This window comes from Dysgonomonas sp. (assembly GCF_035323175.1).
Lineage (GTDB): Bacteria > Bacteroidota > Bacteroidia > Bacteroidales > Dysgonomonadaceae > Dysgonomonas.
Genome location: NZ_DAOKYH010000014.1, coordinates 61,649 through 85,969, shown reverse-complemented (window position 1 = coordinate 85,969; position 24,321 = coordinate 61,649). Strand labels below are relative to the sequence as shown.

Annotated in this window: 16 protein-coding genes; 7 read left to right on the top strand and 9 right to left on the bottom strand. The window is 37.3% G+C overall.

The genetic code is table 11. From position 1 onward, the window contains the following. A partial coding sequence (locus tag PKC55_RS14430) for a glycosyltransferase family 2 protein (RefSeq protein ID WP_524536947.1) occupies positions 1 to 3,445 on the bottom strand: 3,445 nt, incomplete at its 3' end. 202 nt (positions 3,446 to 3,647) lie between these two features. Here PKC55_RS14430 and PKC55_RS14425 point away from each other — a divergent pair. Together PKC55_RS14425 and PKC55_RS14420 are read left to right on the top strand one after the other, a co-directional pair. Next, positions 3,648 to 3,782 carry a hypothetical protein gene (locus PKC55_RS14425; protein ID WP_006844260.1) on the top strand — a complete coding sequence of 45 codons (135 nt, stop codon included), beginning with the start codon at positions 3,648 to 3,650 and terminating at the stop codon, positions 3,780 to 3,782. A 212-nt stretch (positions 3,783 to 3,994) separates the two neighbouring features. Continuing rightward, positions 3,995 to 4,453 (top strand): integrase core domain-containing protein, encoded by a 459-nt coding sequence (locus tag PKC55_RS14420; RefSeq protein ID WP_291125860.1) that lies wholly within the window; start codon positions 3,995 to 3,997, stop codon positions 4,451 to 4,453. Between the two features lie 114 nt (positions 4,454 to 4,567). Here PKC55_RS14420 and PKC55_RS14415 read toward each other — a convergent pair whose 3' ends face one another. The 3 genes from PKC55_RS14415 to PKC55_RS14405 form a co-directional block, all read right to left on the bottom strand. Further along, positions 4,568 to 5,995 (bottom strand): SusC/RagA family TonB-linked outer membrane protein, encoded by a 1,428-nt coding sequence (locus PKC55_RS14415; protein ID WP_291125857.1) that lies wholly within the window; start codon positions 5,993 to 5,995, stop codon positions 4,568 to 4,570. A 184-nt stretch (positions 5,996 to 6,179) separates the two neighbouring features. Continuing rightward, positions 6,180 to 7,316 carry a FecR family protein gene (locus tag PKC55_RS14410; protein WP_291125854.1) on the bottom strand — a complete coding sequence of 379 codons (1,137 nt, stop codon included), beginning with the start codon at positions 7,314 to 7,316 and terminating at the stop codon, positions 6,180 to 6,182. 103 nt (positions 7,317 to 7,419) lie between these two features. After that, complete coding sequence (locus tag PKC55_RS14405) at positions 7,420 to 8,022, bottom strand: RNA polymerase sigma factor (protein WP_291125851.1); 603 nt, start codon at positions 8,020 to 8,022, stop codon at positions 7,420 to 7,422. 448 nt (positions 8,023 to 8,470) lie between these two features. On the opposite strand from PKC55_RS14405, the gene PKC55_RS14400 reads away from it, so the two are divergent. The 5 genes from PKC55_RS14400 to PKC55_RS14380 all read left to right on the top strand — a co-directional run bounded on the left by PKC55_RS14400 (position 8,471) and on the right by PKC55_RS14380 (position 15,852). Continuing rightward, on the top strand, positions 8,471 to 9,259 hold the full coding sequence (locus PKC55_RS14400; RefSeq protein ID WP_291125848.1) for a S1/P1 nuclease: 789 nt from the start codon (positions 8,471 to 8,473) through the stop codon (positions 9,257 to 9,259). Between the two features lie 16 nt (positions 9,260 to 9,275). Then, positions 9,276 to 10,511 (top strand): nucleoside permease, encoded by a 1,236-nt coding sequence (locus PKC55_RS14395; protein ID WP_291125845.1) that lies wholly within the window; start codon positions 9,276 to 9,278, stop codon positions 10,509 to 10,511. A gap of 111 nt (positions 10,512 to 10,622) precedes the next feature. Beyond that, a complete protein-coding gene (locus tag PKC55_RS14390) occupies positions 10,623 to 13,790 on the top strand; it encodes a TonB-dependent receptor (protein WP_291125841.1) in 3,168 nt (1,055 codons plus the stop codon). Between the two features lie 88 nt (positions 13,791 to 13,878). After that, positions 13,879 to 15,105 carry an alkaline phosphatase family protein gene (locus PKC55_RS14385; RefSeq protein ID WP_291125838.1) on the top strand — a complete coding sequence of 409 codons (1,227 nt, stop codon included), beginning with the start codon at positions 13,879 to 13,881 and terminating at the stop codon, positions 15,103 to 15,105. Between the two features lie 141 nt (positions 15,106 to 15,246). Continuing rightward, positions 15,247 to 15,852, top strand: a complete 606-nt coding sequence (locus tag PKC55_RS14380) for a hypothetical protein (RefSeq protein ID WP_291125835.1) — start codon at positions 15,247 to 15,249, stop codon at positions 15,850 to 15,852. A gap of 70 nt (positions 15,853 to 15,922) precedes the next feature. Here the strand turns inward: PKC55_RS14380 and PKC55_RS14375 are convergent, their stop codons facing one another. From PKC55_RS14375 to PKC55_RS14355, 5 genes are all read right to left on the bottom strand, one after another. Then, a complete protein-coding gene (locus PKC55_RS14375) occupies positions 15,923 to 18,646 on the bottom strand; it encodes a substrate-binding domain-containing protein (RefSeq protein ID WP_291125832.1) in 2,724 nt (907 codons plus the stop codon). Positions 18,647 to 19,342: 696 nt separating this feature from the next. Further along, positions 19,343 to 20,107, bottom strand: a complete 765-nt coding sequence (locus PKC55_RS14370) for a hypothetical protein (RefSeq protein WP_291125829.1) — start codon at positions 20,105 to 20,107, stop codon at positions 19,343 to 19,345. A 40-nt stretch (positions 20,108 to 20,147) separates the two neighbouring features. Continuing rightward, positions 20,148 to 21,158, bottom strand: a complete 1,011-nt coding sequence (locus tag PKC55_RS14365) for a GRP family sugar transporter (RefSeq protein WP_291125826.1) — start codon at positions 21,156 to 21,158, stop codon at positions 20,148 to 20,150. Between the two features lie 23 nt (positions 21,159 to 21,181). Beyond that, positions 21,182 to 22,732 (bottom strand): alpha/beta hydrolase-fold protein, encoded by a 1,551-nt coding sequence (locus PKC55_RS14360; RefSeq protein ID WP_291125823.1) that lies wholly within the window; start codon positions 22,730 to 22,732, stop codon positions 21,182 to 21,184. Next, positions 22,729 to 24,318, bottom strand: a complete 1,590-nt coding sequence (locus PKC55_RS14355; protein ID WP_291125820.1) for an alpha/beta hydrolase-fold protein — start codon at positions 24,316 to 24,318, stop codon at positions 22,729 to 22,731. The genes PKC55_RS14360 and PKC55_RS14355 overlap by 4 nt, the downstream gene beginning before the upstream one ends. Positions 24,319 to 24,321 lie beyond the last annotated feature (3 nt).

Sequence of the window (24,321 nt, the reverse complement as noted above, 5' to 3'; positions counted from 1 at the left end):
TCATTGTCTGTACAGTGTCAAGCATCCCTTCGAAAATAACAGGCTTGTAAATATTGTCTTTTTCTAATTCCCTTAGCCCTTGGGTGAGTGTAAGCAAATGCCCTGCCAGATTACCACTATCTACACTCGAAACATACAGCGGGAACATAGGCTCAAGTGTTTCAGTATTATACCAATTATACAGATGCCCCCTGTGTTTTTGCAGTTTTGTCATAGTATCAAAGGTCAGCTTAGTTCGCTCTACAAACTTTCCGGCTGTCAGGTATCCTAAATCAAAAGCGGATAAATTGGCTAATAACGACAGACCTATATTGGTAGGAGAAGTCCGGGAAGCAATAGCAGGATTAGGTGTTTCCTGAAAATTGTCGGGTGCTAACCAATTCTCTTTTTCATTAACGAAAACTTCGAAAAAATGCCAGGTTTTACGGGCTATACGGTGTAATAGAAGATCTTGCTCATTTGTTATTTTAGATATTTTGGGGATTATAGGACAACTTGCACGCCATGCGATATATGGAGCAATTATCCATATAAATAAAAACGGAGAAACGTATAGTAAGATCGGGTTGTATATACCTAACGATATTCCGCACAGAATAGCCATTACAGGCGAAAACCACATCCTGTTATAGAATCCCGATAGTGTATTAACTGCTTTTTTCTCTACATCGGCAGAGGTTTGCCATTGCATCAGATGTTTATGAGATATAGTCAGTCGCCAAAGAGTGACAATAATTGCTTTTACACAGAGATAGGCTTCGTATGGGAGAACAACTAATGCAAATAGAACCTGCTTGAATTGATGCATGCTTTTTTCTAAGACCTCCCATAAATGGAGTTTCCACGATTGGTCTTTTGCTTTGCGTAAAGAGCTGGTTGTATTCTCCAATACAAAAGGGAGAACGGTAATGAGAAGTATCAACAATAGACCTGACCAAAGTTTTTGAGGAAACAATATGGCAAATCCGATCAAGAATAACAATGTTGCAGGCGAGACTATACTTCGGCGTAAATTATCAAGTATTTTCCATTTGCTTAAACTCGAAATAGGATTTTTGGAAAAACCTTTACCCGAATTAGGAACGCAAGGCAATACCCATTGTAAGATTTGCCAGTCTCCCCGTATCCAACGAAAACGACGGTTTGCATCCATATTATAACCCGGGGGAAATGATTCGGAAACTTCTATATCGCTAACAAGTCCGGAGCGTATATAGGATGACTCCAACAAATCGTGGCTAAGTATTTTGTTCTCAGGAAAACGGTTGTTTAAGCTGGTTTCAAAAGTATCTACATCATAAATACCTTTACCCATATAAGAACCTTCGTGAAACACATCCTGATAGACATCGGATACGGTTCGGGTGTAAATGTCAATACCCGAATCGCCTGTAAACAAGCGTGAGAAAGGGGAACATTGACTGCTTACAAGATTGGACGAAACACGGGGTTGAAGAATACCATAACCCCTGACTACAACATTTCGTTTCACATCAAGTTCTGCTTGATTCAGTGGGTGAGCCATTGTTCCTATCAGTTTATGAGCGGTGTCGGGAGACAATTGTGTGTCTGCATCTAAGGTTATCACATACTTAAAGCTCGGCAATATAGATCGGTCTCCTTCAATGTGCGAGAAGCAATTGTTTTCCTTCCCTCTTAGTAGTGAATTAAATTCCATTAGCTTACCCCTTTTCCGCTCATAGCCCATCCACGTTTTTTCTTTCGGATTCCATTGACGAGGTCGATGAAACAAATAGAACAGAGTGCCGTTATCAATCTTGTACTTTTTATTGAGATTTTCAATTCCCAAACGTGCCAGATTGAGCAAAAGATCATCGGAGGCCTCTTTCTCTTTAGGTGCATCCGGAAAGTCTGTCAATAATCCAAAATGAAGATTGGTATTTCTATTCGACAGATAATGAAGTTCCAATTGGGAAATTAAACTATCAACATTTTCCTCATTTGAAATGATGGTTGGAATAACCACCATTGTGCGGCATTCAGTCGGTATTGATTTGGAAAAATCAAGTCGGGGCAGAATATCCGGTTTTGCAAAAAGAGTAATTATCCAATTGACAAAAAATATAGCAAATTGGTTAATGAAAATAAAGAAAAGGAACGATAAGATTATAAAATGCCAATGTGTTATTGATATTTCTTTGGATTGGAAAATAGAAACAAATAGGATAAATCCAAGTATAGATATTATAGCTATAGATCCGGCATAAATAGCTAAAGGAACACCTCTGAATACATTTTTTATTCTTGTAGTGATAGTCTTTTTTACATCAATTTCTTTGTTGAGTAAATATTTTCCATTACCTATTAAAAAATAGCCCACATGAGCTTGTTGTCTGCCTGTATCTTTATACAATTGGGTTAATGTAATTGCAGATTGAGCGATTTCAATCTCTGATCTAAGGCTGTTTTGTGCTAATGATTCTATAATATGTCTATAATGGTCACGAGTATTAAAATCCATAGATCCATAAGTTCCGGAGGGATCTTTAAGTAAGATTTGCTCTACAATACTTTGTTTTTCAACAAATATTTTCCAGTCGGTTGTATTTATAAACCGGAGACTATTTATGATATGACTGACAGATAATTGATTTACTGCCTGATTTTGATTTTCCTGATAAATCAGCTCGTCTATGAAAAGTCCATCTTCCGCCAGTTTTTGTTCGAGCCAATTGCGGGCTATCTGTAATGCCGAATTTTGAGACGATAACCGTTGACTGAATTCTGAGACAAAAGAACCGGATGTCGGGATATCGGAATGTGCCATATCAGCTACTATCTCAATCAATTTAGAGGGCTTTTTGAGAGCAATATCCTCCAGCTTGTCGACCCACATTTTTGCTATATCACGATGTTTCGTATTTAACTGTAATCGAGTTGCAATACGTTGCAAATTTTCGATTAACGCTAACCGTAACATAATAGGGATTGCCCAGAGCTCTCCTATCTTGAGGGCAGATTTTATTTGGTATGCCTTATAAAAAGCAGAAAGTGATTCTATATCAATCTGAGAATCTGTATGGGAGATGAGTTCTATGACTGAAGAATATATACGGGGTATCCCTTTATATTCACCTTTTAAGAGACAAGGAAGTTCTTGGTTATACTCCTTGGGGTAGTGATGTCGGGCTAATAAAATATGCTCTTCAATTAAATAAAAATTGTCGATCATCCATTCGATAGCGGGAGTTACATAACTTCGATTGCTACTTGTTAACATTTCATTATTGAAATCGTACAGAACACCATCATTATAATCTAATTGCTCTCGCAGATAATTACTCTGTGTACTCCCTGTTGCCTGATGATCCTCTCCAAGTGCTTTCGAATACTCTGCCAACTGTTCTGTATTAAACAATTCACCGTAAAAAGGTTTATTATTGACTTTGTTTTGGAATTTCTTATAACTTCTAAAATCTAACATATTTGTTTCTTCTGTTTATTTTAAAAGGTATGCTGATTTATGGGTGTTTGTGTTACATAATATCTTCAATAAGTTACATAATTCTTAGGTAAAGTCATCAAAAGTGTTGAAACTATTAATTATGTAACTTATAGTTTTAATTATGTAATATATTTTCGATAAGAAATCCTGATCTTGAAAAATTATTTAAAACAAAAAAACTATGTCAAAAGAAGAAAAAGGAAAAGATAGAGCAGACAGAAAAGCTCCTCAAAAGAATCTAAAAGAGAAACGAGCGGATAAGGCTAATAAGCGAGCAGAAAAGAATCGCAAAGGGTTGGATGACTTGAAAAAATAACGATTAAAGTTTGGGCTTTATACTTGGTAGGAGTGAATATATCCTAAGGAGAAGAAACTGACTATAATTCAATGTCTTGTGCTTTTAAAAAATTACTTATACTAAATGCTTAATAAACTGATGTTAACGCAAAATATTAATATGTTGTAATTTGCTCTATTTTTCAGAGCAAATTTTTCAGATATATTTGGTAACTATTATACTTCTTCGTTTTGCACCATTTTGCAATGAGTTCTGTAAATGCTGCAATGTTAAAAATAAAGATTAAATCACCTCCTAAATTGTTGTCTGACAATGGATCGTGTTACATATCGCAAGATTTGAAGAGCTTTTTAACAGCAAAATACAGCATTGAGCAAATTCATGGAGCACCAGCACATCCACAAACTCAAGGCAAGATTGAGAGGTATCACAGGTCAATCAAGTCGGTGGTTAATTTGCAACATTACTATTCTCCTGAGCAGCTAAAGGAAGCTATCATGGAATACGTAGAGTTCTACAACAAAGAACGCTACCACGAGTCTATCAATAATTTGACGCCTGAAGATAAGTATTTGGGACGAGGAGAAAGAATATTACTAGAACGCCAAAGGATAAAACAAAGGTCATTAAAAAACAGAAGATTAACTTATGAAAGAAACAAATTATTTGCTCAAAACACACCAAACTAAATAGTTTTCCTTTTTAATGCCCTCTCATCCTAAAAATGAGGGCTTGAAAAGGAAAAATATGAATCAAATTAACTAAGTTTGAAAGACAAAACACTTAAGTGAGAGTAGTGCACATTAGTTTGAAGACGTACAATCACTGCCTATGACAATTCCGTCCTGACCAAAGTATCCGCCGGAAAACATGTATTTTGTCTTCTGATCTCCTCCCGTTACAGTCAGCTGATAGTTCTGAATGGGCGCTGATCTGAATATTTCATCTTGCCAGTCTGTACCGGCTCCAATGGCTGCCATTGCAGTAGCATCGTCATATATGGCCGGATAGCGATAACGGTTTCCGGCAGGACGAGAAGTTAACGGATCACTCGCTTTTGCTCCTGCTACTCTGTCTACATAATTATTATTAAATGCTTCTTTACTAAATATTGCAAACTCCTGCGCATCGAGCATATCCATCTTTTTAGTCACATTCTGAAATCCATAATACATATCAAGATTGACATTTACTTTGCCTGCTTTACCTGACTTGGTAGTAACAAGCACTACTCCGTTAGCAGCACGCGATCCATAGATGGCTGCTGCCGATGCATCTTTCAGCACTTCGATAGATTCAATATCACTGGGATTGACCGAATTGAGATTCTGATCGCCCAAAGGGTATCCGTCAACGACATACAACGGTGAACTGGAGGCCGAGATAGAACCCGATCCACGAACCCTTATTGTAGCTCCTTGTCCGGGTGCTCCACCAATCTGCTGTATCTGCACTCCGGCTATTTGTCCTGCCATAACCTGAGTTGCATCCGATACTTTCAGATCCTTTGTCCGTTCGGAAGATAATTGTCCGACCGAACCTGTAAGATCTTTTTTCTTTACTACTCCATAGCCTATTACTACTACTTCCTCCAGCGCTGCAGTACTCTCGTTTAATGTAATATTCAATTCAGTTTTTCCTTTCACTGCGACTTCCTGAGTCACATAACCGATATAAGATATAACCAGAATGGAGTTCTCGTCGGGAAGATTGATAGAGAAATGTCCTTCGACATCGGTCAGCGTACCGGCTGTAGTCCCTTTTTGTACTATCGACACGCCAATCAGAGGTTCACCGGCATGGTCCAAGATACGCCCTTTTACTCTGTAGCTTGGTTTCTGTTGTTGTTCCGATAGGGCTTGTTCCGACAATTCATTTTTTACAACAATTATTTGCTTCCCTTTGATGTGATAGTTCATATTGCGGGGTAATAATATACTGTTTAATATCTCCTCTAGGTTCTTATTATCGGCTTTCACTGATATTCTTTCTCCATTCAGAATATCCTTTTTGTAAAAGAAAACATACTCCGTAGAGTTTTCTATTTCGGTAAATAGCTTGTCGAGCGTAACATTCTTCACGTTCAATGACAGGTTTGCTGTCTGTGAATGCGCACTTGCTGAATATACAGTATTGACACTAAATAGTAACAATACGATGAGTAATTTTGTCATCTTCAGGAAAAGATTGCTATGCCTACAATCGTTAAAAGGCTTTGGTGTTTTTTTCATAAGATTAAAGATTTTTGAGTGAACTGAAAATTCATTGATTGTAAAAGGTTAATGAATAATGATTCTACGTTTGAACTTTAAAACATGGTACTTTCTTACATTTCTTCATAGTTTAGATTTTAGGTATAAAACGTTAAATAAGCCCGATAGTGTTTGCGCACACACGTGACTGTAAAAACTCTCTTTATTTTATATATATAATGTTATTTTCTTTTCTTACGATAAAAGGACTAGATAGAGAGATGCTTTTTAATACATCTTCGACAGAGTCTTTCAGATCCAATTTGCCCTTATATACATCTGACATATATTTCTCATCGGCGTGTATTTCGACATTGTAATATCGGCTCAGTTTTTTTATTATAGAGCTTAACGACTCGGCATCGAATACCATTACTCCTTCTTTCCAGCATATATATTTATATACATCAACATTTTTTATACTCTCCTTGCCTTCTTCCAGAAAAAATCCTTGTTCGGGCATAAGAGTTCCTTTTTTACCGGAACAAGTAACCTCAACTTTACCGGCCACCAAAACGACTGAATTTGAATTGTCTTTATTGTAAGCTGAAATATTAAATTGCGTTCCCAAGACTTTCACATCAAATTTACTTGTGTGTATGACAAAAGGATGCTGTTCGTCTTTAACCACATCCAGATACATTTCTCCGTCTATATATATGTCACGCGTTGCTCCTGCAAACTTTTTAGGGTACATCAGTTTCGATCCCGAATTTATCCAGGCAAATGTGCCATCACTAAATTTGATAGTGGCACGCCTGCCATTGGGAACAATTAATTGCAAAAATTGCTCCTTGATATTATCCATATCTATTTCGTCTTTACCGACAATCAAACTACCTTCATTCGTTTGCTTTATAGTGTCATTTTCATTCACATAAGTATATGAGTCGCCTGACACAATGCGCACTTCACTGGTATTTAAGCTTATAGAATCGAGAGCCGATAGTAATTCATTATTTTTGGACGGATGTCGGGGAGCCTGGAGGATGAAGATATAAGATACAATAAGGACTAAAGCTACGGCAGCAACAGTACTTATCTTGAAAAAGGATCGTCTCTTTTTGCCTCTACTAATGGAAGACTTAACTACTTCCCAGTCCTCATTAATAATCTCCTGAGCTGCTAAATCAGGCTCTATTCTAACATTACGGATAAGCAACATGGCTTGCTTAATCAAATCCTCCTTGTCAGAGTGAGACTCGATGAAAAGATCGAGAGACTTTCTATCATAGCTTTGTACCAGATGGACAAAATTATCATCAAGCAAAAAATCTTCAACCTTATTGTAATGTATCATATAAAAACAACTACCATTTCTATATAATACAATCGAAGATCAATTTTGTAATCAGTCCGTCTTCATATTTTTATTAATTAATGCCGATAGGTTGAAGAAATGGTCAATATATATGAACGCACAGGATGATGAGAACCAATAACTCTTTGCTATTTCCATTGTCTCTGGCCTTTGTTATAGCACGATGCAGCAAATTGCGGGCAGCTTGCTCCGACAGTGACATTATCTGGGATATTTCTCCATAATCCATCTGATGCATGAAGCGTAGATAAATAATTTCTTTTTGTCTGGGCGTGAGTGCGGATAGGATGTTATTGACCTGATATTCTATATGTTCCTGCGTTTCTAAAGCTTCTGTGTCGTTAGTTACGACAGAGTACTTCAGATCAAAATCTACCTGATCGAGATCTGTGTAACGATTCTCTATCTTTTTCAAATTAAGAAATGCATTCCTCACCGACCTCAGGAGAAATGGCTTTAGGGTAGAAGAATCGTTTATTAAATCAGGATTGACATACAACCGAACAAAAATATCGTGAATAATATCTCTTATTTTCTGAGATTCCAATCCAAGTCCCATTCCGTACGAATAGAGCATATTATAGCTCTGATTATAAAACTCGGAAAAAGCGTCTTTGTCTCCATTGATAAATGAAAGCCAACAATCTGATAAATTGCTATTCTGATTTGTAAATGGAAAAGACATTGTCACTTCATATAATTGAATCTGGTGCAAATATAACAAACTGTTTTTTCTAAACTCTTATTCTCCTTATAAATACTAATAGAAATAGATACTGCATGTTAAGTAATACGGTTGCACTATTGTATATAAAAACAGAAAAGGAGTATAAATCTTCTTTAATTGCACCGGATTGGTATGTAAACCATAACCGCCTGCAAAATGTTAACCTTTTTATAATAGTCTTGTAAAATTTTTGTAACAAAAATAATATCCCTTTGCATACAGCATTGGAGAATAGATTTTTTGTAATATTTACTTTATATCGACGCCTCTATAAAAGAGAAAAACCGGAGATGCTAGGTGTATAGCAGTATCTCCGGTTCTTATTAGATACAAACATCCAATATAGTTTGGAGAGAATCGAGACAGATTCTTTGATATATGAAAAGAATAAACATCAATTGAGATTATGAAAAGAGCGCTACTATTACTTATTTTACTTATTTCCTTTTCCTACACCTCAATAAACGCATGGGGTAAAAGCGGACACAGAATAATAGCACAAATCGCAGAGCAAAATCTGAACAAAAAATCACGCAAAGAGATCAAAGAATTATTAAACGGTTACCCCATGGCCTATTCATCCGACTGGGCTGATCAAATACGATCCGACACTACCGGCATATGGGAGCACACATATGTTTGGCATTACATAAATATTCCGTCTAATCTGGACAGGCCAACATTCCAGAAAGCAATTGATGCTGTTAGACAGGAAAATGTATATAGCGAGATCCCAAAATTAGAAGCAATTTTAAGAAACAAGAAAGCTACAACAGAAGATCGCCGCGTAGCCCTCAACTTCATTATACATCTTGTAGGCGATTTACATCAGCCTATGCACATAGGGAGAGAAGAAGATTTAGGGGGTAATAAGATTTCGGTAAAATGGTTTAAGGAGAACAGCAATATCCATGCAATATGGGATTCTTATCTGATAGATTTTGAACAATACAGCTATACTGAATATGCATCCATACTCGCTAATATACCCAAATGGCAAAAAAAACTAATACAGGAGGGTAACCTCTCTGACTGGCTTTTCGGAACATATCAAATAACTAACGGAATATATTCTGATGTTCAGAGCCAAAAGGAGCTATCCTACGGCTATTCTTACAAATATAAACACATCGTAGAGCTACAATTACAACGAGCAGGAATCAGACTTGCATTTATTCTTAACAATTGTTTTTAACCTTAAATATTATAGTATGAGTATTAAAATCAGGCTCACAATAATGAATTTTCTACAATTCTTTATTTGGGGAGCATGGCTTACGTCCCTAGGTGTATACTTAGGCAACTCTTTAGAATTTACAGGCAGCCAGATAGCAAGTGTGTTTGCAACAATGGGTATTGCCGCAGTTATAATGCCAACTGTGATAGGTATAATCGCAGATAAATGGATCAATGCCGAACGCCTGTTGTGTATACTGCATATTGGAGGAGGACTCATTTTATTTCTTTTATCGGAAACAATAGTGTTCGAGCAGTTCTTCTGGCTTATGCTATTATATAATTGCATGTATATGAGCACACTCGGACTATCAAACAGTCTTGCATACAATACATTAAAGTCGAATGGATTGGATGTCATCAAGTCTTTTCCACCCATCAGGGTATGGGGAACAGTCGGCTTTATCGGTGCAATGTGGTTGGTAGACATATGCCAATGGACAACATCTAATTATCAAATATATCTGGCAAGCGCAGCTTCTCTGCTGTATGGCATTTACGCCCTCACCTTGCCAAAGTACATAAGAGAACCATCGTTAGAAAATACTTCTATAAGAAGCATATTAGGGCTGGATGCCTTGTACCTCTTCAAAAAAAGACAAATGGCTGTATTTTTTATCTTTTCGATGTTGATAGGGTCGGCTCTACAAATAACAAATACTTTCGGGCAGCCGTTTCTGACCGACTTCTCGCTTGTGGATATTTATTCAGATTCATTTACCGTCAGACATCCCGGAATACTGACTTCCATTTCTCAGATTTCCGAAGCATTATTTATATTGGCTATTCCTTTCTTTCTGAGGAAGTATGGCATCAAGACTGTTATGCTGATGAGTATCGGAGGGTGGGTTCTCCGTTTTGGCCTTTTCGGAATAGGAGATCCAGGTAGCGGTTTTGTATTCCTTCTACTCTCTATGGTGGTATATGGGCTGGCATTTGATTTCTTTCAGATTTCGGGTTCACTTTTTATCGAGCAACAGGTAAAGCCGTCGATACGGGTAAGCGCACAGGGAATTTTTATATTCATGACCAATGGCGTAGGCACTATAATCGGCACCAAACTCAGCGGATGGGTAGTAGACCATTTCACAAATGCCGACGGATATCGCAACTGGGAGAGTATATGGTTTGTCTTTTCCGGATATGCGCTTGTTCTAGGCATACTATTCTTGGTACTATTCAATCCTAAAAAAAGCAGCATAGCCTCATAATCCGATTTTAACATTCCTTCAACTTACAACTTTACAAAAACGTAACTTTTAGTTAAGCATAAAGAAATTCTTTTTCTGTTGTTTTGTGCCAAATAAAAATAGGTAAACTATATGAAAAGAATTATTTTATTAGTGTTCATTATTTCGGGTATAAATTACTTTGCATCTGCTCAGGTTACCACATCGTCGATGAGTGGTAAAATAACAGATCTACACAATGAGGTAATCATTGGAGCTACGGTTCAGGCTGTACATGAACCATCAGGTACTTTCTATGGCGGAGCTACAAATACTGATGGCCGCTATACTATTCAGGGCATGCGTGCCGGAGGCCCTTACAGAATCAGAATCTCATATGTAGGATATGAAACAACCGTTTTCTCCGACATCCATCTAACACTGGGAGAAACGACCAATATCTCTACAAGTCTGAATGAGTCTACCCTATCATTAAATGAGGTGGTAGTAGTGGGAAATGCGGGTATAGCTGCCAATAAAACAGGAGCAGCAGCCAGCATGAATGCCGATGAGATCAGTCGTATGCCTTCTATCACACACGGTATTGCTGATGTTATCCGCACTAATCCACAAGTTAATATTAGTAATGCAGGAGCAATCTCCTTTGCAGGGATCAATAACCGATACAATAGTTTTCAGATAGACGGGGCAATGAATAATGACGTTTTCGGTCTCACCGGAAATGGCTCTAATGGAGGACAAGCGGGAACTCAACCGATATCTATGGAGACTATCGAACAGATTCAAATAAATATTGCACCTTTCGATGTACGTCAGTCAGGGTTTACAGGTGGTGCCATCAATGCTATTACAAAATCGGGAACTAACACTTTCCACGGGTCAGCCTATGGTTTTGGAAACAATCAAAATCTAATAGGTAAAAAATATACGCTGATGAACGGCAAGACCAGTGAAAAGTATGATAAACAATCAGAGTATCAAGCCGGTTTCACACTTGGAGGACCAATTATTAAAAATAAACTATTCTTTTTTGCTAATTACGAAAAAGCAAACAAAAAATATCCTAATGCCTACGGCCTAGGAGCTCCTGCATCGAAAGTAAGTTCTAGCGATGCGCAGAAAATAATGAATACGATAAAGGATTTGGCCGAAGCACAAGGCGTGACTTACAACGGTGAATTCAGCAATTCGGATGTATATACAGAATCGGACAAGGCAGGTGCTAAATTAGACTGGAATATCAATAACAAACATAAAGCCTCTTTCCGTTGGAGCTTAGTTTCTGCAAAACAATTAAATAGTGTAAGCTCAGCTTCAAATCTGAACAGTTCTGATTACAGCTACGATTTTGTTTCCAAAACAAATACGTTTGTAGCAGAGTTACAAAGCCGTTTTTCAGATAATATAAGCAACGAGTTCCGTACATCATACGTACGTGTACGGGATCAACGCGATCCGGGATCACCATTTCCGATGATTCAGATTTCAAATGTAGGAGACGGTACATTAAATATCGGTAACGAACGCTCTTCTATGGCCAACTCTCTCGATCAGGATATCTGGTCTTTCACCGATAACCTCACACTGTATAAAGGCAATCATACTCTGACATTCGGTACACACAATGAGTTCTATAATTTTGCCAACCTTTTCATTCAGGACGCATACGGTACATACTATTTTAGTAATCTCGATGATTTTTACGCAGGCAAGATCCGTCAGTATAGATTTTCGCAGGCAAATGTAAATGTAACAGGCGATCCTCTGTGGAAAGCAGCATTTGGAGCCGGACAATTAGGTGTATATGCTCAAGACAAATGGAATGTTACCGACAAACTGGATCTGACTCTGGGTTTGCGCATGGATATTCCCCTATTCTTTGATACACCTACCGAAAATGCAGGCTTTAATGAATACGCAGCATCTAAAGGCTGGGGTTTCAAAACGAATCAGAAATTGAGCAGTACTCCATTGTTCTCTCCGCGTCTGGGCTTCCGCTGGAATGCTGGTGAAGATAATAAATTTGTTCTTAGAGGAGGAGCCGGTATTTTTACAGGACGTATTCCATTTGTATGGCTAAGCAATAACTTCTCAAATACAGGTATCCAGTTATCGACATACAATACTACTTCTACCGGTAATTTATCTTTGATACTGGACCCTAACAGACAAAAAGAAAATACCGATAAATTGACCGCTGCCGGTAGCCAGACGATCAATGTATTCAGCGATGATTTCAAATTCGCTCAGAACTTCCGCTTAAATTTAGGTCTTGATTTTGAATTGGGTGGTATAGACTGGACAGCTGAAGCTATCTACTCTAAAACACTGAACGATATCCTTTATCAAAATCTGGCTTACGATGTGAATGGAAAAACTCTTGGTGAAACTGTTACCGGTATGGACTTCGACCAACGTCCGATGTTTAGCAGAACAACTACAGGAACCGACTACGCATATATTTATGCCCTGTCGAATACAAGTAAAGGTTATTCATACAATTTATCTCTAAAAGGCGAAAAGAAATTTGATTTCGGCTTAGACCTGATGGCCTCTTATACATTCACTCGTTCCAAATCATTGAATAGTGGTACATCTTCTGTAGCACAATCAAACTGGGCTTATAACTATACAAGAGGTAATTCGAACGATCCTGAACTAGGATTCTCAGCCTTTAATATACCTCACCGTATCAATGCATCTGTATTCTACCACAAAGAATATGGTAACACCGGCTGCAATTCGTGGACAACTACTGTTGGTTTGATCTATACAGGTTCGTCAGGAGCTCCTTATTCTATATATTACAATGGTGACCTAAACGGAGATAGTTCGAATGGTAACGACCTGATCTTTATTCCTACCAATGCTCAGATAGACCAAATGCCATTTTTGGCTACCAGTGCTTATTCGGCTGATCAGCAAAGAGCTAATATGAAAGCCTGGATTGCCAACGACCCTTACCTGAATAAAAATCAAGGTTCATATTATGAGCGCTACGCCGACAATGAGAAATTTGAGCATCATTTCGATTTCCATATCGCACAGAAACTAAACTTCAATGTATGTAACAAGGTTCACTCTCTTGAGCTTTCATTCGATATATTAAATGTAGGAAATATGCTGAATAAGAAATGGGGTCGCTATGCTTCTGCCGGAGGATCATCTACTTATTACAGCCCTATTAATTACCGCAATGGTCAGTTCCAGTTTTTACATGATGCCGATTTCAACATGCGTTCATATAGTGACTACTATTCTCGCTGGAGAGGTCAGGTAGGACTGAAATATACCTTCTAATTTCGCTTTCTTTTCATACATCTCTTTTTTCGGGTATTGTTAACTAGATTGCAATGCCCGAATTTTTTTTAATATAAATAATACACAGATGCAATTTTATTATAAGACTTTTATATTCGCTCTATTGATTTTTATCACCGGATTTACATTTGCCGGTAACGGGAAAACAGAAAGTAAGAATTATACAATCATCGTTTCATTAGATGGCTTCAGATGGGATTATCCTCAAATGCACAATACCCCAAATCTTGAAGAAATGTCTCGCAGAGGAGTCAGCGCCACCATGCGCCCGTCTTATCCATCGTCTACATTTCCCAATCATTATACACTAGTAACCGGTCTGGTTCCCGATCACCACGGGATAATCAACAACTCTTTCTGGGACAGGAAAAACGAAATACAGTACAGTATAGGGGATTCTATTACCCGCAACAATCCTGCTTACTACAAAGGTGAGCCTATTTGGATTACAGCCGAGAAACAGGGAGTCACAGCAGGTAGTCTTTATTGGATTGGCTCTGACATAGATATAAAAGGTATATACCCGACATACTACAAGGAGTGGGCGAATGAGCCTCGTTTGAGCTTTGCCGAAAGAATAGATACTGCTCTAGCCTGGCTCAATAAGGAAGAAACCGAACGTCCACACCTTATTACCCTATATATGGAGGAACCCGATGGAGCCGGTCATCGCTCGGGGCCTCGCGGAGAGGAAACACATCAGACAGTGCAAACAATGGATAGCCTGGTAGGCGTACTGATGAAAGGCATTGAGCAGCTTCCTTTTTCTGATCAGGTGAATCTGATTGTAACTTCAGATCATGGCATGACTGATATTTCCCCCGAACGCTTTATAAACATAAGCGATTATCTAAAGCCTGAGTGGTATGACCGTATTGTAGGAGCTAATCCATCATCGGTTTTCTGTAGTCCTCAATATCGGGATTCTATTCGCATTGCTCTATCAGGGGTAGAGCATATCCGTGTTTTCGAGAAGGAAGATATACCATCATCGCTCAATTACGGAACGAATGAGAATATCGGCGATTTGGTTGTAATTGCTGATTGTGGCTGGCAGTTCGGATTTAAACCATTACCTATCAAGGGTGCGCATGGATACGATATAGCATGTAGCGATATGCATGTTATATTTTTTGCCTATGGCCCCGATTTCAAGAGTGGATATAAAGGCAGCACATTCGACAATACTGCTATTTATTCATTAATAGCAACCCTGCTAGGTATAAAACCCGCCAAGACTGACGGAGATATAAATCAGATAACTCAATTCTTTATGGACAACGACAGTGAATAAAAGTATTTATTAATTCATCATACAAGATATTCAGTCTTAAAATAAAATTTTCCTCAGCCACTGAATTTTCTCATAAAAAAATAACAGAGAATACACTTTGTAATTACATTTGTAACATACAAATAACTAATGAAAAACACTATGATGAAGTATTTATTTATACTATCTTTTTTGATAATAGGAGTAACAACTAATGTTAGTGCTCAAAAAATCGAAAGCTTAAAAAAAGCAGATTCATCTAAAGAACTAAATGATAGTACATCTATCATCTACGGATTGTTTATACAACGATTAGGCTTTACAAGTGGAGGTTTTCCTCAAGAAATTAGATTTCATGATGTTGTAACTGATAAAATGTACACATTTAATGTAAAAGGAACAATGAAATCCGGTAAGGAAAATCCGTTCTGTTATTATATTAAGCCAGGAATGTACAAGGTATTTAGTTATTTTTGGACTAAAAGTAAATGGTATGGGGGTGAAATGCATGAAGAACGTATATTTAAAAACATTGATACATCAACGAAAGATTATACTAAAGGAGTTAAAAGCGGAACAATAAACCCTGATAAGTTAGAACCATATTACATAGAAATCAGGCCAAACTCAATCTATTATGTTGGAACCTGGCACTTTGATACAGGGTTAGTTTCGTTTACAGACAACAAAACTGATCTAGATGATAAATTAAAAAAGAAATATAGTGAAATGAATTTTGATGAAGCGATTATTAAACTCCCAGAATAACAAAAAAGTAAAGAGACAGCCAATATGGCTGTCTCTTTACTTTTCAGGACATTATAATCTATGCAAACTCCTATCGTTCATCGGTCTTTAGTTTTATATAATCGCTGGGTGTTTCTTTATAAAACTCCTTAAAGCATTTTGTAAAATAAGAAGATGACGAAAAACCAGAACTATAGGCAACTTCAGCCACTGAGAGTCCCGAAGATAGAAGTTTCAATGCATATTTCAGTCTCACAATTCGTATCAATTCATTTGGAGAATGCTCTGTTACTGATTTTATTTTCCGGTATAGCTGCACACGGGAAAGCCCCATATTTCGGGCAATATTATCTACGCTCAGATCCGAATCTGAAATATTCTCTATTACATTCTCCTGAAATTTGTTGATAAAATCCTGTTCGTTCTGAGCAATTGTACTTTTCTTGTTTTCATTGACCAGACTCATACTAAAGGTATCTTTTATCTTGATCCGGTTTTCAATCAACTTACGTATCCTTATCTTCAGAATCTCAGCATTGAAGGGCTTTGAGATATAAGCATCAGCACCACTTTCAAATCCCTCTACCATCTGCTCTTCAAGGGCACAGGCTGTAAGTAATATGATAGGAATATGGCATGTCAGACTATTCTTCTTGAGGATCTGACACACCTCAAAGCCATTCATATTAGGCATCAGGACATCGCTAATAACCACATCAGGAATATATTTTATTGTTTTATTAATACCGTCGTTCCCATCTTCGGCTTCAATCAGTGTATACTCCTTGGCCAGCATCAGGCGAAAATAATCGCGTACTTCTGCATTATCCTCAATAAGGAGAATCACTGGTTTATTTTCATCAGGTATATCCTCTGTTAAGGCAAAACGATTTGAATCCTGCACTTCCAAAGCGTACTGATCCTGAATATATTCTTTTTGAGAAAGATAATCGACAGAATCTTCCGTATAGACCTGCTCGATGGGTAATAATACCTCAAAAGTAGTCCCTTTATTCTCACTCTCTACAGAGATTTCGCCATGATGTATATCAACCAGTGCACTGGTGAATGCTAAGCCAATACCCGTGCCGGCATCATGGTAATTGACTTTATAAAAGCGTTTGAATATGCTGTTTATCTTATCCTTCGGTATTAGCTTACCTTCATTAAAGACTTGTATACTGGCATATTCTTTACCATTTTTAAAGATTCGCGATAATCTGACCTCTAGTAAACCGCCTTTTTTTAAATATTTAAAAGCATTTGAAAGGAGATTGAAATATATCTTCTCTACCTTTTCCTTATCAAAAGACATATCAAAAGAATCACTTTCGCATACAAACAAGAAATTCACATCTTTCTGTTTTATATAACTTTCAAAAGCGGTGCTTAGGTCGTCTAAAAACAACCTCATATCAGCACGGACAAAATGGGCTTCCATTTTGCCATTCTCATAGCTTCTGAACTCTATGATCTGAGATATCAGATTGAACAGACGCCTGCTATTCAGCTTCATCAAGGTCAAAAGTTTTTTCTGCTCATTGTTCAAATTTTCGGTAGCTAACAGAGACTCTACAGGCCCAAGAATGAGAGTGAGTGGAGTTTTTAATTCATGCGATATGTTTGTGAAGAATATCAGTTTGCCATCTGTGGCCTCTTCCAGCTCTTTAGACAGGGACACAAGTTGTTCTTTTTGTTTTTCCAACCTCTGATTCAACATATTTTTATTTCTATAAGCCAATATAGAAACAACAAGAAGAATGAAGAGCAAAACAACTATAAGAATGGTTCCATAAAACAATGTTCTTTGATTCGAGTACTGAACAATGCTGTAATTTAGTAATTCATTCATGCTCTGCAACTTTTCCTGATGTAGGAAAATCTGATCCGTCTGCAATTGTATGACACGCGCATTACTCTTATCAACTACGGCTGTATAAAGAGTATTTTCGCGGGGCACTTCTTCTTTATTCAAAATTTTCACAGCCAGCTCAATCACTTTATCTCCACCTGTAGGATAAATAAAGGAAGCATCTTCAAGCCCATCTCTAATATTCTGTATACCACCACCCTCGCCGGCCAGTGCATCAATACCGATAATGAACGGAGCCTTACAATTGTGCTCTAATGTAGCTTCGCGAACACCCAAAGCCATCTGATCATTCATCGCAAATACAAGATCGATAGAATCATGTTGTTGCAATATTCGCTTCATATCTGTTTTAGCATCGGCTTTCAAGAAGTTGCCTCTCCCCTCTGCCAGAATACGAATCTGAGGATAATCCTTTATTGCATCCATAAATCCGGCATGCCGTTCGGCATCGGAGGTAGAGCCTTCGAGCCCTCTCATTTCCACAACAGAACCTTCTCCTTTTAGAACGTCAACAACATACATTCCCAGTTCTTTTCCTATTTGAAAATTGTCGGCTCCCACATAGGCTGTATAATCGTTAGTTTCTATTTTCCTATCTACAAGTATAATAGGAATACCCGAAAGATAGGCTTTCTTTATAATAGGAGTAATTGCTTTCGCTTCGTTAGGAGATATAACCAACAGGTCTACTCCCTGATTTATAAAAGATTCTATATCCTTTATTTGCTCTTCTGTATTATCCTTAACGGTTTTTATTTCTATTTCTATATGAGGATGAAAAGATGTTTCACGAATCAATTCCTGATTCATTCTGGTGCGCCAAAGATCATCGCTACATTGCGATACTCCTATAACGAACTTCGCCTTCTTGCTTTTTTGACAAGAAAAAAGAATAGCCAGAGATAATAAAGTTAGAAGTAGCAGAACTACTGTTTTTTTCATAATTGGATTTAGGATTTTCGAATTAAGATCAACCCATCAAAGCATAGGAAAACCGCAGACAAAGATATCTTGTTTTTTCAGCTTATTGGTATTGAAATAACAATAATGAAGATAAAATGTTCTGCCCGTCAAGCTTGTAATATTTGTATCTCTTTATCACACTTTTGTTTCATGTAACATAAATACATGTGTTTGATACAATTTTTATCTAGCATACACATGAGAAGACAAAGTGTTGTTTTTAATTTGCTGAAATTTAGCGTATTATGAAATAATTTTCGTCCATAGGTAACGATTTAGAAACAAACCTATGTCTTTTGATTATTTCATTCTGAATCAGCGATTTAGTTGCGATTAAATTCAAAATAGGTAACGGATAAGTAACGAGCTAACTTCTCTGGTTTGCTCCGCTTTGAGCAGGTTGATTAGCTTTGTATAAAGATACTTTATTTATCTTTCTCTGCAAAATCTGATCTATAATTTTCCTATTCATTGCCCTGAATTGACCGGATATTATATTTATTTTGTGAAAAGAAAAAGAAAGCTGAAAAAGACATGATTCGTTATAAAGAGGAATAGAGATTTTTGTCAACCTATTTTAGGATGGGACATAAACAAAGGGAGGCTGTTTCAAATCTGAAACAACCTCCCTTCTTTAAAAATCAATTTTATTTAAAAAGCTGCATATAATTTCGATTAGTAATATGTATAAGTAAGAGTTTCTGTCCAACCATCACCACCACGAGTGATTGTAGATGGACGTTTATCTGTATCAAAACTGTACTGAAGCACTGTTGTTGAAGCAGTTTCCCCAACATAACCATAGTTAAGACGTTCTACAAGCTTATTACTTGCTTTTCCATATAACCCTGCTTGAGTTTTCCAATAAGAATCAACCGGATTTGTTTGCTGAATATTACAAGTATTCACTCCTGTTGCATATTCGAAAGTTTTTTCATAATCCTTACCATCTCTCACTCTTGCATGCTTTGTCACATTTCCGTTGTTGATCGTGATCGTGTATTTAACCTCTGATCCACCATCCCAAAACTCCTGTATTTTAGTGATAAAGCCATTGCCGTCATACTCATAAGTATAGTAGTCTTTACTTGTTTCCCCATATTCTTTTGTGATGTAGCCTGAACTATTTACATCATATAGATATGTCTTATCACCTCTGGTAACAGTCAATTTGTTGGCTGTTTTCCAATCAAAAATAATTTCTTCGCTTCCTCCTTCATACGAGTTAACAATTTTACTGATCTTTCCGTCATCCTGATATGTGAACGTAAAGGTTTCTTCCCAAGAATCATCTTTATAATTGAGCGTTTTTACCTTAGAAGCTTTCACTTCTCCACCGCCGCCATTATTATCCTCATCGTCGTCGCCACAAGCCACAAACGACAGAGAAAATACCACAACAATCATTGTTGCAAACAAAGAATGAACTAATTTTTTCATAGATTTAAAATTTTTGGTTTAATAAATTTTGATTTAATGGTTAATTATTTCCGGCCATAACGATTAAGCTCAGCCCGAGTATAAATAGAATGAACATAAAAGCAATAAGGTAATTCACAGTTTTAGATGCTCCTTTAAATTCTTTCCAAACAAAAACACCCCACAAAGCAGCAATCATTGGAGCTCCTTGCCCCAAAGCGTAGGATATAGCTGCCCCCGCTTTTCCTGCGGCAATGTAACTAAGAGCTGTTCCTAAGCCCCAGATAATACCACCAAGAACGCCAACCATGTGGGTTTTTACATTTCCTGCAAAATATTGCTTATATGATACACTTTCGCCAACAAATGGTTTCTTCATCACAAGCGTATTGAAAATGAAGTTGCTGGCAAGTATTCCCAATGAAAAGATAAAGAATGCCGAATACGGAGTCATCATTCCTGCTGTTGGGTGTTCAAAATTGTTTAAATCCATTGATGCTGCTACAAACCGATAGAAAAGAGACATCAATACTCCGGCACAAACAGCGATAAGGATACCTTTTTTCTGCGATTTTTTAGCATCTCCCGAATTTCCGCTTTTTCCTGAAGCAATGCTGTTCAGAATAATTGCTATCATTATCAAAGCTACACCCAGAAACAAAATGACCGGATCTCCTTTAGGTTCTCCAAAATAATTAACAAACACGCCTAACACCAGCGCCAACCCCACACCAATAGGAAACGCCACCGATAGTCCGGCAATGGAGGTTGCGGCTGCAAGCAAAATATTGGATGCATTGAAAATGACTCCACCTATAAACGCACTCCACAGATTTGCAGTGTCTGCTTGAGCCAAATCTTCTACAAAGCTACGACCTTGCTCACCAAAACTACCTAAGGTGAACCCCATAATTATGGATAGCAAAACAATACCTATTACATAATCCCAATAAAACAACTCATAACGCCACGTTTTAGCGGCTAATTTTTGAGTATTCCCCCACGATCCCCAACATAGCATCGTAACAAAGCAGAGTATAACTGCTAAAAAATAATTCCCTACTATAAACATACTGTCTGATTTTTAATCGTTAATTATTTATGAAATTTTTTTCCAATGTATTTTAATGATTCATTTAATCCCTGAAACAAATAGTCTGTTCCTCTATCTCCTTCTCTAACCCGATATTCGTGATAGATGTCTTTTTCTTTTAATAGAATATGCAGATTTCCGTTCCCTCTATAGAACTGACCTTTATCGGGAGCATCAACATATATCCAAGTTCGTTCAAATTTTTTCTTATCTGTATCTCTTAAATCAGTCAGTATTTCATCATTGTCCTGTAATGATGTGTCAAAACTAACAATACACGTAAAATCGTCTTTTTGCGTAAGATTCTTGAATGCCGTCTTTCCTCCATCTTTATAGCCTAAGTATGCCCGGAACCTTCTATTTTTGCGTATTCTTAAATTTTCCTCAATTTTTCCAATAAGTTCCGATACGTCTTTGTTGTTGTTCTGCTTGTTAAGAAAAACTACAATCATTTGAGGAATCTCCATTTTTTCTATCGATTGCTCCACAATTCCGGCAAACTTTTCTTTTTCGTTTAAAGATAAATCTGCATCAACATAAAGAACCGGATATAGACGAGAGCTTTTTTGATAGTCTTTGGGCAAATAAACTTGATATGAGTTACTTTCAACAGCATATGGTTTAATGGTTGCTTTCAAATTTTCAAACCCTTGCTTGTTATCTCCTCTATAAGGCTTGTTTTCAAAAGAATCGCTTATAAAGTTCAAGCCATTGTACATTGCTTCTCGCCAATAACTGAACTCGTGTCCTCCGTTTCGTACTCTGAATTCATGTACAATTTTCTTATCTCGCAACAACATGTGAAGTTCTTCATTACTACTGGCAAGAGTTTGTTCATCATCGCCATTATCAATAAATATCTTCAAGTCACATTTATTGTTTACAAAAAAATGCATCGGGCTGTTTTCTTTATAATAGTTTGTCAAACGAGCTTTACCTTCTTCTCCCTCTCCACCAAATAGACGCCCCCACTGTTCATCCCACCAAGGAGATTCTTCTGTCATGTATTGCTCATCGGTTCGCATAGAAATACTTAATGGGACTGTCGTACTAAAAACATCTTGATTTTTTGCAGCAAGCATTAAAGCACCAAACCCACCCATAGAATATCCTATTGTTGCACGGTATTGTTTGCTTGCACGCGTTTTGTATTTGTTGTCGATATGAGGAATAAGCTCCTTTATAAACATATCCTGATACAGAGACTTCTTGTAGAAATCGTTCGTGTAATACGTTTTATATCCATCGGGCATCACATATATCATAGGGATAATTCTTCCTTCTGTTACGGCTTTTTGTGCATACAGGTCTATCTGTCCATACTCTAACCACGAATAACTGTTATCCCCTAAACCATGTAGCATATAAACCACAGGAAACCTACTCGTATTATCATAATACGAGTCAGGCAAGCAAATTGTATATTTCACCTCCTGCTTCAATATCTTGCTATACATCACTTCATCCTCAAGAACCAATAATTTTTCATTATTCTGAGTGAAGCAACCAACAGATACAAGACAGAAAATCAATATATTAAAAACGGTTTTCATTCCTCTGGTGTGATTAAATAATTATTCATATAAGTAAACGAAGAGCTAAGACCATTCAAAAAAGATGGGTACGAATCAGTCCCGTTTCTCACTCTATACTGATGTTCTATGTTTCCATCTCTCAACCTTGCATACAATTTTCCATAAGATTTGTGCGATGCAGCATTGTCTGTTATATCAAGATAATAGAATTGACCGACCAAAGCAACATTATCAAAATCGATATTTGCATTATATAGAAAACAAGATTCGGTTTCAGTAATTGCCTGCTTTACATATTTTCCACCCTCCCCGTTAGCCATCAGCACACGAGCCGATTTTCGGGAGATTGTCCTGTAATTTTCATTAATATCTGTAACCAGTTCAGAAAAAGAAAAGGTTGTAGATATAGCAGAAACAGGAATCTCAACAACAATAGGATATGGCAATCCATCAACAACAAAGGATTCTTCGAGCAAAGCTAAAACATTCTTTATCGAATTTTTTGTATCCTTTGATTGTCTGTCGTGTAAGAAATAAATAACCGAATAGCGCAGTCCTGACGTATTATATGCTGGCGGCAAATACACGCCTCCATTTGTATTGAGTACTTTCAATGCAACTTCGGTATATGTTCCCTTTAAGTTATCTGTATCTATATCCTGCATTTTGTCTTCTTCAGGAAAAACAGATGACGCAAAGGATGATTGTAAGAATGCAAAAACTTCATTCATATTACCAGTCCAATAATCCCAAGTATGAAAACCATTGCGCATCCGGTATTCATGTTTGATTCCTTTGTCACGCATAAGTGTATGAAGCTCATCATTTGTTATGGATAGCTGCTCTTCATCGTCTCCGCAATCCAGATAGTATCGTATTTGTTTATACTTATCAATATTTGTTTGCTGGAAGAAATGAAAAGGACTTAATGACTTAAAATAGTCGGTAATACGTTCCGTGCCACTTTTCCCTACTCCGCCAAAAAGACCACCAAACTGAGAATCAAAAACACCTTGCGGTTCTGCCATATACTGGTTGTCTGTGCGCCATGACATACTGAGAGCCACAGCAGTAGAAAAAACATCCGGATTAATACTTGGCAAGATAAAGGCTCCATAGCCACCCATAGAATATCCCATAACAGCTCGTTGCGATTTGTCGGCTTTGGTTCGGTAAGTAGCATCAATATAAGGCACCAACTCTTCAACAAACATTTTCATGTAGTCGTAGTTGCCATTATATTTATTCACATAATAATTATTAAACCCTTGAGGCGCAACAAATATTACTGGCTCTATAATTCCACTATTCACAGCCCTATCAGCATAATATCTAATGTTTCCGCCTTTCATCCACGATGTTTCATTGTCTCCAAATCCATGAAGAAGATAAACAACAGGGTAAGTTTTATCAGACTCATTATATCCTTCCGGAAACAATATTGAATATTTCATATCTCGATGAAGTATCTGACTCTCCATCACCAGACTTTCCTGCTGTCGTTGAAAAGGTTGAGGTTCGGGTTCAGGGACTTTATCATCCTCGCCACAAGCGGAAAGGATGATAAAGAGCATTAGTAATAATATGTTAGTTGTCGGCTTCATTTC